At 30.9% G+C, this 13,348-nt stretch carries 14 protein-coding genes; 6 read left to right on the top strand and 8 right to left on the bottom strand.

Annotated features, from left to right (window positions below; genetic code table 11):
• The first annotated feature begins 49 nt into the window (after positions 1 to 49).
• Genes KAR67_RS07080 through trmA form a run of 4 tightly spaced genes read left to right on the top strand, consistent with a single transcriptional unit; the run spans position 50 to position 4,849 of the window.
• Entirely contained in the window at positions 50 to 1,291 is a 1,242-nt protein-coding gene (locus tag KAR67_RS07080; protein WP_162284541.1) for an ankyrin repeat domain-containing protein, read from the top strand.
• Positions 1,288 to 2,037: an SDR family NAD(P)-dependent oxidoreductase gene (locus tag KAR67_RS07075; RefSeq protein WP_002776763.1), complete on the top strand. Its 750-nt coding sequence runs from the start codon at positions 1,288 to 1,290 to the stop codon at positions 2,035 to 2,037. Before KAR67_RS07080 ends, KAR67_RS07075 begins: the two co-directional genes overlap by 4 nt.
• Positions 2,034 to 3,764: a Na+/H+ antiporter NhaC family protein gene (locus tag KAR67_RS07070; protein WP_131235504.1), complete on the top strand. Its 1,731-nt coding sequence runs from the start codon at positions 2,034 to 2,036 to the stop codon at positions 3,762 to 3,764. Before KAR67_RS07075 ends, KAR67_RS07070 begins: the two co-directional genes overlap by 4 nt.
• The gene (gene trmA / locus KAR67_RS07065) at positions 3,761 to 4,849 is read left to right on the top strand and encodes a tRNA (uridine(54)-C5)-methyltransferase TrmA (RefSeq protein ID WP_002788563.1); all 1,089 of its coding nucleotides are present in this window, start codon (positions 3,761 to 3,763) and stop codon (positions 4,847 to 4,849) included. Before KAR67_RS07070 ends, trmA begins: the two co-directional genes overlap by 4 nt.
• A gap of 11 nt (positions 4,850 to 4,860) precedes the next feature.
• Here the strand turns inward: trmA and KAR67_RS07060 are convergent, their stop codons facing one another.
• Positions 4,861 to 5,271 (bottom strand): membrane protein, encoded by a 411-nt coding sequence (locus tag KAR67_RS07060; protein WP_002783766.1) that lies wholly within the window; start codon positions 5,269 to 5,271, stop codon positions 4,861 to 4,863.
• A 163-nt stretch (positions 5,272 to 5,434) separates the two neighbouring features.
• Here KAR67_RS07060 and KAR67_RS07055 point away from each other — a divergent pair, with 163 nt between their 5' ends.
• Complete coding sequence (locus KAR67_RS07055) at positions 5,435 to 5,854, top strand: CoA-binding protein (RefSeq protein WP_002841485.1); 420 nt, start codon at positions 5,435 to 5,437, stop codon at positions 5,852 to 5,854.
• Positions 5,848 to 7,059 carry a threonine ammonia-lyase gene (gene ilvA / locus KAR67_RS07050; RefSeq protein WP_023361896.1) on the top strand — a complete coding sequence of 404 codons (1,212 nt, stop codon included), beginning with the start codon at positions 5,848 to 5,850 and terminating at the stop codon, positions 7,057 to 7,059. Before KAR67_RS07055 ends, ilvA begins: the two co-directional genes overlap by 7 nt.
• Here the strand turns inward: ilvA and truA are convergent.
• Genes truA through glmU form a run of 7 tightly spaced genes read right to left on the bottom strand, consistent with a single transcriptional unit; the run spans position 7,056 to position 13,294 of the window.
• On the bottom strand, positions 7,056 to 7,781 hold the full coding sequence (gene truA / locus KAR67_RS07045; RefSeq protein ID WP_087721314.1) for a tRNA pseudouridine(38-40) synthase TruA: 726 nt from the start codon (positions 7,779 to 7,781) through the stop codon (positions 7,056 to 7,058). The two genes, ilvA and truA, sit on opposite strands and share 4 nt — an antisense overlap.
• Positions 7,778 to 8,803 carry an LptF/LptG family permease gene (locus KAR67_RS07040; protein WP_162284543.1) on the bottom strand — a complete coding sequence of 342 codons (1,026 nt, stop codon included), beginning with the start codon at positions 8,801 to 8,803 and terminating at the stop codon, positions 7,778 to 7,780. Before KAR67_RS07040 ends, truA begins: the two co-directional genes overlap by 4 nt.
• Entirely contained in the window at positions 8,800 to 9,579 is a 780-nt protein-coding gene (locus KAR67_RS07035) for an A24 family peptidase (protein WP_002780364.1), read from the bottom strand. The genes KAR67_RS07040 and KAR67_RS07035 overlap by 4 nt, the downstream gene beginning before the upstream one ends.
• A complete protein-coding gene (gene uppS / locus KAR67_RS07030) occupies positions 9,569 to 10,237 on the bottom strand; it encodes a polyprenyl diphosphate synthase (RefSeq protein WP_002780363.1) in 669 nt (222 codons plus the stop codon). Before uppS ends, KAR67_RS07035 begins: the two co-directional genes overlap by 11 nt.
• A gap of 2 nt (positions 10,238 to 10,239) precedes the next feature.
• Entirely contained in the window at positions 10,240 to 10,857 is a 618-nt protein-coding gene (locus KAR67_RS07025) for a hypothetical protein (protein ID WP_002776746.1), read from the bottom strand.
• Complete coding sequence (gene coaBC / locus KAR67_RS07020; protein WP_131235505.1) at positions 10,854 to 12,008, bottom strand: bifunctional phosphopantothenoylcysteine decarboxylase/phosphopantothenate--cysteine ligase CoaBC; 1,155 nt, start codon at positions 12,006 to 12,008, stop codon at positions 10,854 to 10,856. Before coaBC ends, KAR67_RS07025 begins: the two co-directional genes overlap by 4 nt.
• On the bottom strand, positions 12,005 to 13,294 hold the full coding sequence (gene glmU, locus KAR67_RS07015) for a bifunctional UDP-N-acetylglucosamine diphosphorylase/glucosamine-1-phosphate N-acetyltransferase GlmU (RefSeq protein WP_002780362.1): 1,290 nt from the start codon (positions 13,292 to 13,294) through the stop codon (positions 12,005 to 12,007). The genes coaBC and glmU overlap by 4 nt, the downstream gene beginning before the upstream one ends.
• Positions 13,295 to 13,348: the final 54 nt, after the last annotated feature.

Here is a 13,348-nt window from a genome sequence, read left to right as displayed (position 1 = left end):
AAAGCAGATTTGGGTTAAAATTATAGATTAAAATTTTCAAAGGATAAAATTGAGATTATTATTTATTTTATTTTGTTGTTTTTTAGGTTTAAAGGCCGAAAATTTAATTACTTGTGATTATATAAAAAATAACAAAGCCCAAGTTTTTCAAGATAGTCCAAAGCAAGACTATCTTGATATTGCTTCTACTTGTGATTTTTCTTTAAAAAATCAAGCTTTTACCAAAAGACTTTATCAACTCGCCAATGAAATTCGCGGTGGAAATGCTGCTTGTAGTGGTATTGAATATTTTCCAAAACTACAAGAATTTGACTTTTTGCTTTTAAAAATTTCTATTGATCCTATAGAATATCAAAAAGGTCTAGATGCTCCTGAAAATTTAGAAAAAAAATACACTCTTTTAAGATCTTATTTTAGATATTGGGCTTATCAAAGTATAGGAAATTTTAGACTTTATCAAGAATTTTGGCAAGAATACAATAATGCCATAGAACCCTTAGAACAATATTTTGAAAATAATTTCAAATTCGACAAGGGTAGCAATATTTACTATACCACCAATGCTTTAAATGAATTTTTAAATTGGGCTGTAGGAGAAACTAAAATTTACAAAGATATAAGTCCTTTAGCAAAAGTTTTATCCAATAAAAAACATTCAATAACTTATATCCAAGATTTTATTTATACCAATAATCTCAACCGAGATGAACTTACCATAGGGCTTCAAGCAGCCTTGTTAAACCAACGCAACAAAGATATTTTAAATCTTTTGATCCGTTTGGGTGCTAGAATCGATGAGGGTTATGAAAATGCTTTGTTTTATGCTTTAGAAAACTACGATAATACCAAATTTTTATTAGAACTAGGTTTAAATGTCAATAGTGCCAATACTTTTGGCAAGACACCTTTATTTTACGCTATAGAATTTAAGCGCAAAGATATTGTTTCATTGCTTTTAGAATATGGTACTGATGTTAATAAAAAATACATTAACGATAATGAAAAATTAGCCCTAAGCGCAAATATAGGCGGAAACACTCCTTATTTTATCACCTTTTGTGCTTTGGAGCACACTTCTAAAAATGTTCTTATGCATGCGGCCGCTTATGGAGATGTAGAAATTTTAAAAATGCTTGTTGCAAAAGGTGCTGATATTAACGAAATAGATGATTTAGGTTTTAATGCTTTAGATTTTGCCCTAGCAGCCAATCAAAAAGATAATGCTAATTATCTGCAAGGTCTGGGTTTAAAACCCAATGAAAATTTAATTTACGGAGGGAGTTTAGAATGAAAACTGCATTTATCACAGGAGCAAGCTCTGGTTTTGGGCATGCTTGCGTTGAAGCTTTTATACAAGAAGGATACAAAGTCATTGCTCTAGCAAGAAGAAAGGATCGTTTAGATGAATTAAAAGCCAAATACAAAGATCAAATTCACATACTTTGTCTTGATGTAAGAAAACAAGAAGAGATCTTTAAAGCTGTTGAAAACCTACCTAACGATTTTAAAGAAATAGATGTACTTTTTAATAATGCTGGTTTAGCTCTTGGCATAGATGAATTTGATAAATTAAGTATAGAAGATATAGACACTATGGTTGATACTAATATCAAAGGTCTTTTATATGTAGCAAAAGCGATCATTCCTATACTTCGCAAACAAAAAAGTGCTTATATCTTCAATCTTGGCTCTGTAGCAGCTAGAAATCCTTATTTTGGTGGCAATGTATATTGTGGAACTAAAGCATTTGTAGGACAATTTTCTAGGGCCTTAAGAAATGATTTAAGAGGAGAAAATATCAAGGTTACAAACATAGCTCCAGGGCTTTGCAAAACTGAATTTAGTGAAGTTCGCTTTAAAGGAGATAAGGCAAAAGCCGATGCAGTCTATGAAGGGACGCAATACATAAGTGCACAAGATATAGCAAAAGTAGTGATGTCAATCATCAATCTGCCAAGCCATATCAATGTCAATGAAATAGAATTAATGCCTGTTACTCAAACTTGGAATGGCTTTTATATAGAGCAAAATCAATGAGATTTTTAGTATTTTTCCTACCGCCTTTACTTGCATTTGCCAATACACATCAAGCTACGGCAAATGCAAATTTATTTGGAGTTTTCACTCTTATACCTCCTTTGGTTGCTATCACTCTAGCTTTTATTACAAAAGATGTGATCTTGTCTCTTTTTGCAGGAGTTTTAAGCGGAACCTTCTTGCTTAGTCTTGCTTCTAATATTTTTCAAGCCGACAGCTTAAGTTTTATTCATTTTTATAATACTGCGATAGATTCTTTTTCAAAAATTATTTCTTATATTTTAGAATCAACTTCAGATCCTGTAAATGCTGGTATCATCTTGCAAATTTTATGCATAGGTGGGCTTGTTGCACTTATCACCAAAATGGGTGGCGCAAAAGCTGTGGCTATAAAATTTGCAAAAAGAGCAAAATCAGCAGTATCGGCACAAGTAAATACTTGGTTTTTAGGTTTGTTAATCTTTTTTGATGATTACGCTAATTTACTCATCGTAGGACCTATCATGCGTCCTTTAGCAGATAAATTTAAAATTTCTCGTGAAAAATTTGCCTTTATTATCGATTCTACAGCTGCACCCGTTGCAGGGATTGCTGTGATTTCTACCTGGATAGGTTTAGAAGTATCTTTAATCAAAAATGCCTATGAAGATATAGGCATTAGCAATATCAGCGCTTTTGGGGTTTTTGTTGAAACCATACCCTATAGATTTTACAATATTTTTATGCTTTTCTTTGTTTTAATGACTGCGCTTATGGGGCGTGAATTTGGTCCTATGTTAAAAGCTGAAATTCGTGCAAGAACTACAGGACAAATCGCTCCTTTATCAAAATCAAGCACCCTAGATACCGCAGAACTTGAAGATCGGTTTTTAGCTCCAAAAGAAGATATTAAAATCCGTGCATTAGATGCTACGATTCCTATTTTAACTTTGATTGTTTTAGCTATACTTGGATTTTATTTTAATGGACTAAGTACTTTAGAAGGTGAAGAATTACTAAAAGCAAATGCAAATCCTTTATCTTTTGAAACCCTTAGGCTAGCTTTTGGAAGTGCAAATTCTTCTGTGGTGCTTTTTCAAGCCGCCTTATTTGCCGCTATTGTAGCAATTTTTATTGGAGTGTATCGCAAGATTTTTAATTTTAAAGAAGCGGTTGAAACTTGGATATATGGTTGGAAAACTATGATTTTTACCATAGTTTTACTTTTGTTTGCATGGTCGCTTTCAAGCATAGTAAAAGAGCTTGGAACTCCAGAATTTATCTCAAGCTTGCTCGCTGATAAATTGCCTGAATTTATCCTACCTGCTACCATTTTTGCTTTTGCTTCGCTTATTTCTTTTGCGATAGGAACAAGCTATGGGACTATGGGTATTTTAATGCCTTTGGCGGTGCCTTTAGCTTATAAGGTTGCACAAATAAATGCAATGGATATGGATGCAATGCATCATTATATGGTGATTAACATAAGTTGTGTCTTAACTGGAGCCATTTTTGGAAACCATTGTTCGCCTATTTCAGACAATGTAATCCTTTCATCAATGAGTGCAAAATGTGATCATATGGAGCATGTTCGCACTCAAATTCCTTATGCCTTATTTATTTGTGTAATTTCTTTATTTGCTGGTTATATACCTGTTTCTTTAGGGCTTAGTGTATGGTTGGTTCTTCCTTTAAATTTAATTCTTATTGCATTTTTGCTTAGAATTATCGGAAAGAAAGTTTCATGAGTCTTCAAGAATTTGGAAATTTTTTAAAATTAGAAGAAAAAGCTTCTTTTATAAAAGAATTTTTCAAAGATTTTTATCAAGGAAATTTCGAGCTTTTTTCTTCCAAAGATAAACATTACCGCACAAGAGCAGAGCTTTCATTTTATCATGATAAAGACGAAATTTATTATGCGATGTTTGAAAATAAAAAGAAAATCATCATAGAAAGCTTAGAATTTGCAGATGAAAAAATCACCGCTTTTATGCCCAAACTCTTAAAACAAATTCGCAACAATACAAATTTAAAAGAAAAACTTTTTGGTGTAGAGTTTTTAGCGACTAAAAACGAGTTAAGCACCACTCTACTTTATCATAAAAATATAGAGCTTATTTACAATGACTTAAATAATTTAAGCTTAGAACTTGATGCAAATTTAATCGCAAGAAGCAAAGGTAAAAAACTTGTTTTTAAAAAAGAAAATTTAAGACAAGAGCTTGATATACAAGGTAGAAAAATATTTTATGAATTTAACAATGATTGTTTCATACAGCCTAATACCTCCATCAATGAAAAAATGATAACTTGGGTGTGTGAAAATTTAAAAACCCAAGAAAGAAAAGACTTGCTTGAGCTTTATTGTGGATATGGAAATTTTACTCTAGCTTTAGCAATTTTTTTTAACAATGTACTAGCCACTGAAATTTCAAAAAGCAATATTAATTTTGCCTTGCTTAATTGCAAGATCAACAATATCTCAAATATCCATTTTACAAGACTTTCAAGCGAGGAATTATCCCAAGCTTTAAAAAAAGAAAGGGAATTTTTTCGCTTAAAAGATATTGATTTAGATAATTTTAATTTTTCTCATATTTTAGTCGATCCACCGCGTGCAGGACTTGATAAAAGTGTGATTGATTTAATTAAAAATTATGAAAACATCATTTATATTTCTTGTAATCCTATCAGCTTGAAAGAAAATTTAAAAGAACTTGCTCTTACGCATAAAGTTGAAAAATTTGCGCTTTTTGATCAGTTTGTTAATACTCCGCATTTAGAATGTGGAATACTTTTAAAATCTTTACATTCTAAGCAATCTTCAATTTGAAAGTTGATAAATTATAAAAAATAATAATTCATCAACTTAGCTAAAACCACGATAAAAATACAAAGCATAAAAACAAAAGGATGTATAAAACGCGTTAAAGGATTTTTTCTCTTTAGCACAAAATGAAAAAATAAAGAAAACACCACTAAAGACAAAATACTAAAGGCTAAAATCAATTTTATCAAAAAAATTAAATTTAAAGGATTAAGATGAAAGCTTATCATCGCACCACCACTTAAAAATAGCAATAATACGATAAAAGGCATAATCTTAACACCCACGGAAGAAAAAAGATTTTTATCAAAATTTGGATTTTTTCTCTTAATTGTATTGAGTATAAAAATATCGACAAATAAATAACCTATAAAAAAGATTGCACAGCTTAGATGAATGATTAAAATATAAGGATAAGCTTGAACCATATTTCACTCCTTTTTTAATAGCTTTTAATATTCTAGCAATTTTTTATCTTTAAAAAATTCACTTTAGTTAATTTTATATAAATATATTTTTAAATTAAAATCTATTTTTAAGCGAAATAAGATTATGATTAAATTTTTAAAATTTTTATATAAAGTAACAACGATGGATGAAAATTTAATCATAGATAAAATACTCAACAACACAAAAACCATTGCCATAGTAGGACTTAGCCCCGATGAAAGCAAGCCTTCTTTTATGATAGGACAATTTTTACAAGAAAATCATTATAAAATTTATCCTATATATCCTAAATGTGATGAAATTTTAGGAGAACGCGTTTATCGAAGCTTAGATGATATCGATGAAAAAATAGATCTTGTTTTAATGTTTCGCAAGGGCGAATTTGCCTCTTCATTACTCCCAAGTATTATCCGTAAAGGAATTCAAAATTTTTGGCTGCAGCTTGGAATTTGCAACAATGAAGTTGCTAAAGAATGCGAAAATTTAAAGATTAATTTTATACAGGATAAATGCATTATGCGTGAATTGCCACTTTATCAATATAGGATAAGCAAATGTTAGAACTGAACAAAATTTATCAAGCCAAACAAAAAATTGCTGATTTTGTAAGCAAAACTCCTTTTATACACTCTTCTTTTTTAAGCGAACTTTGCAAAAGTGAAGTGTATTTAAAAAATGAAAATTTGCAAATTACAGGAGCTTATAAAATTCGCGGTGCATATAACAAAATAGCTAATTTAGACCCAGAAGCTAAAAAAGCAGGAGTTATAGCTGCTAGTGCTGGAAATCACGCTCAAGGTGTTGCCATAAGTGCAAAGAAATTTGACACAAAAGCTATAATCGTGATGCCAGAATCCACCCCTCTCTTAAAAGTTTCTGCTACCAAAAGCTTGGGTGCAGAAGTTATTTTAAAGGGTGATAATTTTGACGAAGCTTATGCTTTTGCAACAAACTATGCGAAAGAAAATGGATTAAGTTTTATTCATCCTTTTGAAGATGAACTTGTAATGGCAGGACAAGGCACACTTATGCTTGAAATGCTTGATGATGTAAGCGATCTTGATACCATCATAGCTCCTGTAGGCGGTGGTGGACTTATTAGCGGTATAGCAAGCGCTGCAAAGCAGATTAATCCCAATATCAAAATTATTGCAGTAGGTGCTAAAGGAGCTCCTGCAATGCATGATAGCTTTAAAGCAAAAGAGGTTAAAAACTCTAAAAGCGTCCGTACTATAGCAGACGGTATTGCTGTGCGCGATGCTAATCCTATTAACCTAGGTATCATCCTTGAATGCGTGAATGAATTTGTTCAAGTAGACGATGAAGAAATCGCTAATGCGGTATTGTTTTTGCTTGAAAAACATAAAATTATAGTTGAAGGCGCAGGTGCTGCAAGCGTAGCCGCCCTACTTCATCAAAAAATAGATATAAAAGATTCTAAAAAAATCGGCGTTGTTTTAAGTGGCGGCAATATCGATGTGCAAATGCTAAATATCATCATAGAAAAGGGTCTTTTTAAAGCTTATCGTAAAATGCAAATCAATGTTACTTTAATCGATAAACCAGGAGCCCTACTTAATCTTACAGATAGCTTAAAATCAGCCAATGCAAACATAGTCAAAATTGATTATGATAGATTTTCAACAAAGCTTGATTATGGCGATGCTATGATTTCTATTACCTTAGAAACTAAAGGCAAAGAACATCAAGAAGAAGTTAGAAATATCTTAAAAGATAAAGGTTTTGATTTTTACGAAACTTTCTAATAAGAAATTCTACTCAGATAAAGTCCACAAGGCGGGGCTAAAAAATGATTGTATTGTTTTTTAGCTTCGATTTGCTCTTTTAACTCTTCTATACTCATCTTATTTTCTAAAACTTTTAAAACACTCGCAACCATTAGTCTTATTTGCGCCCTTAAAAAACCATTAGCCTTAAAACGAAAAATGGTAAAATCCTTATAAGAATACGCTTTAGCTAAAAATATTTCTCTGATAGTCGTTTTATTATCTCCTCCGCTCTTGCAAAAGAATTTAAAATCCTTAATACCTACAAAATTTTGCAAAACAAGATCAGCCTTTAAAACATCAATAAAAGGATAAAAATGAACATAAGAAGCTAAAAAAGGATTATAAACCCCGTGATAAAAAATATAGCGATATTCTCTACTTTTTACATCGTATCTTACTTCAAAATTTGAAGGCATGATTTTTAAATTTTTAACATGTATAAAAGGATGAGAAAATTTATTGATTTGTTTTTTAAGATAGTTTAAATCCCTAAAATGCTCCCCGCATTCCACGCAAGCAACAGCATAGCTTGCATGCACCCCTTTATCTGTGCGAGAAGCCATCAAAACAGAGGAAAAAATTCCAAGATGACTTAAGGCATCTTGCAAGGCATCTTGAACGCTTTTTTTGTGAGGTTGGGTAGCTGAACCTAAAAATTTCGATCCATCATAGGAAAAAATAATTTTTAATTTCATCAATAACGACTCAAAATCATCTTTTTAAAACAAACAATAGACGCAATAAAACTTAAAGCAAATATTCCAATACAAGCTAAAATAGGAGGCTGTGAAAAAGAACTTAAAAGCCCAAAATACACAGCAATAACCCCAAACATCCCAAAATAAATAAAACCTTTTTCATAACGATAAGTTACTATACCAAAAGAAAGGGCAAAAAGCGTACTTGCGAGTGGAAATAATGCTATGGTTACATAGATTACAAATTCTTTCGCGCGTTTGGGATTTGTATTTAAATCATTCCAATACTCATAAAATTTTTTAGTTTGTAAATTTTGATCATTAAATTGTGTATTGACTATAAGCTTATCAAAATTTCCAATAAAAAGCGTTTGGCTATTTTCAAAATTATACATTTTGCCATTAGAAAGCTTAAAAGCAAAGCTGTCTTCATTTCTTTGTGCTGTTGCTTCTTTTGCGATAATCAATTGCTCTTTGTCTTCTATATTGCGTTTTGGATGATACATGATGATATTTTCATATCTATCACTTTCTTGCTTCTCAATAAAAATCATCCATTCAAGAAATCTTTGTCCAAATTCACCCGTTTTATAATTAAATTTAACCTGAGTTTTTTTAAAATTAACAAAATTATCTTGCAATTCAAACACTATAGGTATCATAACCAAAGCTATAATTAACATCAATGCACTTACTAAAGCGGCGATTTTTAAAAAAAACTTAGCTAAAATTTTAGGTGAAAATCCCAAGGTAAATAACACTATGCTTTCATTCTCTCTAGAAAGCCTAAAAAGAGCCAAAGTAAGAGCGATAAAAAAAGCTATAGGCAGGGTAAAAATAAGAATTCTAGGCAGCATAAAGCCGTATAATTTAAGCAAATCTGCAAAATTAATCTCTATACTAGAAGTAAGCTTAGCAAGTTGTATAAAAAAAACCATAGAAACTATAGTAAAAAGCACAAAAAAAATCGATAAATTTGTACTTAAAAATTGATTTAAAACATATCTTAAAGCAAGTTTCATATTAATTCCTGAACAATCAAATATATCAAATATATCACAAAAGCAGCATTGATAAAGGGTAAAAATGCTAGTTTTGTATTTTTATTATGGATAAAAAAGGGTAAAGACAATAACGAAGCAAGAAAAAGAATTATAAAAGCACTCTTAAAACCAAATACCCCTGCCATACTAGCAAGGATAATAATATCCGCATCACCTAAATTTTCTTGTATGTCTTTTGTTCTAAAATTTTTTAAAAATGCTATAAAATTTTTAAGTAAAAACAAAAAACCAGCAAAAATAAAAGCTTGAACCATAAATCCATTTTGAAAATTTTCAAATATAAAAAAATACGCAAATTCATTGCTATTAAAAGCAAAAGAAAATGCAATAAAAAAAATCAACCAAAGCAATTTTTGAGGCACAGCTTGAAATTTTAAATCTATGCAAGAGAGTGCAAATAAAACAAATAGAAAAATCAGTAAATGGATAAATTCCCCTATATTTTGGCTTAGCAAATAAGCAATCCATGCAAAAATCATCCCCAAAACTTCAGCCAAAAAAACAGAAAAAGGAATTTTAATATGACAAGTTTTGCACTTAAAACGAAGAAAAATATAAGAAAAAATGGGTATTAATTCCAAAGGCTTAAGTTTTTGATAGCAAGAAAAGCAATAAGAACGCAAGCTTAATAAGGGCTTGTTTTCACAAAAACGCATTGTTAAGCTCATACAAAATGAACCCAAGCTCGCTCCTAAAATAGCTAAAATCAAAAAAGCTATGGGATTATTTTCCAAAAGTTCTCTCTCTTTTTCTAAATTCTTTTATGATTTTTTTAAATTCTCTTTTTGTAAGAGAAGGAAATAAGGTTTCGCTAAAATAAATTTCTGCATAAGCACATTGCCAAAGCAAGAAATTAGACAATCTTTTAGCATTTCCCACACGAAGCATCAAATCCACATCCAAAGGCAAATCTAAATTATCGCTTATGTTTTTTTCATTGATTTCCAAGCCTTTTTCAATCAAGCGTTTAACCGAACGCACGATTTCATCTTTTGCTCCATAACTGATAGCTAAATTCACACAAAGCAAATCACAGTGCTTGGTTTTTTCTTCCACAAGGGCTATTTTTTCTTGTAAATGTGTATCAAGTCTTGATAAATCCCCGATAGCTCTTAATCTTACATTGTTTTTTTCAAATTCTTTTAAGGCTTCGTCCAAACAACGATCCAAAAGCTCAAAAATAAATTCAATCTCATCTTGAGGTCTGTTCCAATTTTCCGTGCTAAAAGCAAAAAGGCTTAAATTTGAAATTCCCTCCTCTACACAAGCTTCCATCAGCTTTTGCATGGTTTTAACACCTTGAGAATATCCAAGCTTAGCTAAAAAACCTTTTGCCTTAGCCCAACGCCTATTGCCATCCATTACAACAGCAAGATGTTTTAATTCATTCATTATCACCCTTTAAAATCAAATAATTTTTTAAATACAAATAAAGGTTGTATATTTTTATCTTGCAAAACATTAAATTGCAAGTGCTCGTTTAAAAATTTTTGCACCTTAAAAAAGGGGGTAAATATCGAAATTCCACCCTCATCGATCAGAATTTTCAAAGCTCCAAAAACGCTAAAATAAAGATAAATTTCTAAAAATTTAACCCTTTTTTTCATCTGAAACAAACAAGCCTTACCCTTAAAGATAAAAGGGATATGATAAATATTTTCAAAACTTGCAAAAAGCATTTCTTTTAAAATATGATATTTATTTTTATCTTTGCACTCTAAAAGATTTGAAATAATATATTTTTTATAATCAATCCTACCCTCTAAAATTTCAACCATCAAAGATAATCCCTCTTCAAAGGGATGAAAATCAGGCCTTTTAGATAAATGCTTAAATGCGATCGCGCCGCCTTTTTCTATATAAAGCTCGGCTAAATACTCAGCTCCAATTTCTAATTCTATCATGCTTTTGGTTTGAATTTTTCTATGATTGAGCAAAAGTGTGTAGTGTGCATAGCCTGATTTTGCTAAAACTTTCATTTGTATAGGTAGGGTTGAGTTTATCATATTCATATTTTTTCACACCAAGAAACCAAATCAAAAGCCAAATCTTCCTTGCTTTTTAAACCGCTTTTTTCTATCTTATTTACTGTAATAAAATGAATTTCATTCTTAGAACTTCCAAAATAATTTTCCTCTTCTAAGATATTTAAACAAACCATATCAAGTTTTTTATCATTAAGCGATTTTTTCGCATTTTCTAAAGCATTTTGAGCGTCAAATTCCATCTTAAAGCCTATTTTTTTACCTTTAAAATTTAAATTTTTAAGCAAATCCTCATTTAATCTTAAATGCAAATTTAAACCCTTTAAATGCTCATTTTTTTTGATTTTGCCTTTTTTAAATTCAGGTATAAAGTCACTTACAGCTGCCGCCATGATTAAATAATCTTTGTTTGAATTTTGCTCTAGCAATTCTTTTAATTCTCGCGAGCTTTCAAAACTCTTAAGAGAATAAGGAGTATCAAAATAAACCGAACTCAAAAGCGTTACTTTAGCCCCCAAAAAATAAAACGCATCAGCGATTGCCTTTGCCATTTTTCCACTTGAAAAATTACTCACACAACGCACATTATCAATCTTTTCTTTTGTCCCCCCACCACTAATGACAACTTCTTTATCACACCAAAATGATTGCTTGAAAAGCTCTCTTTTGCTTATATTAAAGATATCTTTTACTTCAGCCAAAGCTCCGATACCTTCATCTTTACAAGCTAAAACTTTACAAATAGGCTCTATAATCAAAGCTTTATTTTCTTTAAGTATCTTTAAAGAATTTTGCGTGCTAAAATGATGAAACATATTTGTATTTGCCGCAGGAGCTATGATAAGAGGTTTGTTTGCTGCGATTAAGGTTTGGATAAAAAGATTATCTGCTATACCAAAAGCAAGTTTATTGATAGAATTAACACTTGCAGGGGCAAGCAAAACAAGATCTGCATCCTTGCTAAAAGCTATGTGATTGTTTGAATTTTGCCAACTTTCATTTTCCTCACATAAAACTTCATCAACCAAGGCTTCAAAACTCATTTTGCTAGCAAATTTTAACAAACCATTAGAAAGCAAAACTTTTACCCTAAAACCTTCTTTTTTAAACAAAGAAATAAGCTCATAAGATTTATAAAAAGCTATACTGCCACTAATGGCTAAAAGTATGGTTTTCATTTTTGAAATTTCTTATAATAATAATCTTTTATCATTTTATGCTCTGCTCTATTGATAAACAAAGCACCCTTTTCTACATTGACACTTACTGTGCTTCCTGCTGCTATGATTACTTCATCTTCGATTTTTACAGGTGCGATAAATTGTGTATCCGAACCTACAAAAACATTTTTTCCTATAATGGTTTTATGCTTTTTTACCCCATCATAATTACAAGTGATAGTCCCACAGCCTATATTGGTTCCACTATCTATCTCACAATCTCCTAAATAGCTTAAATGCCCTGCTTTTACGGTATTTAACTTTGCATTTTTGCATTCTACAAAATTTCCTATATGAGTGTTTTTTAACTCACAATTTGGACGCAAATGTGCCAAAGGCCCTACATCGCTATTTTCTACGATGGAATTTTCTATCACGCTTGAACTTTTAATGATAGAGTTTATAATCTTACTTTTGCCCTCTATCCTTACATTTTCATATACTTCACATTCACCTACAAATTCAACATCTGCACCTATAAAAGTGCTTTGCGGTAAATGAAAAATCACACCCTGTTGCATCCAGTATTTTTTAATTTTTTCTTGCATGAAATTTTCAGCTATACTGAGTTCAAATTTATCATTAATCCCCATAAATTCATCTTCATCTACAAAAACTGCTTTAATCATCACATCTTTTTCTTTTGCTAGTTTTACAATGTCGGTTAAATAATACTCTTTTGCCGCATTATTGTTATCAATCAAAGGTAAAAGCTCTTTTAAAAGTCTCGAGTCAATCACATAAACCCCAGCATTGCAAGTATTTATCTCTTTTTCTTGCGTATTTGCATCTTTAAATTCAACAATTTTTTCAACGCTATCGTTTTTTATCACCACCCTACCATAACTTTTAGGATCTCTTGCTTTAAAAACTGCTAGATTTAATTTTGCATTATTACTCAACAAAGCTTCCAAACTTGTTTGCTCAACCAAAGGCATATCCCCGCAAAGAATTAAAACTTTTTCATTTTTAGGCCTAAATTCCTTTAAAGCGCCCGCAGTGCCTGGGAAATTGATCAAATCTTGTTCTAAAATTTGCGTTTTAGGAAAATGTTTTAAAATTTCTTTTTCAACGCGTTCTTTTTGATGAGATAAAACCACGCTCACATCTTCACTTATAGCAAAAGCTTTCTCTAAGATATGTAAAATCATGCTTTTTTGACACAGCTCTTGCAATACCTTTGGTTTTTCAGATTTCATTCTTGTTCCAAGTCCTGCTGCTAAAATCAAAATGGAAGTTTTCATTATAAAAAGCCTTTTGAGGATAATTTTATTTTAATTTTAACATTTTAAAGTTAA

Source organism: Campylobacter sp. JH32, assembly GCF_017846535.1.
Lineage (GTDB): Bacteria > Campylobacterota > Campylobacteria > Campylobacterales > Campylobacteraceae > Campylobacter_D > Campylobacter_D coli.
Note: the sequence above shows the minus strand (reverse complement) of the source record. Positions and strands in the feature narration are given on the sequence as shown.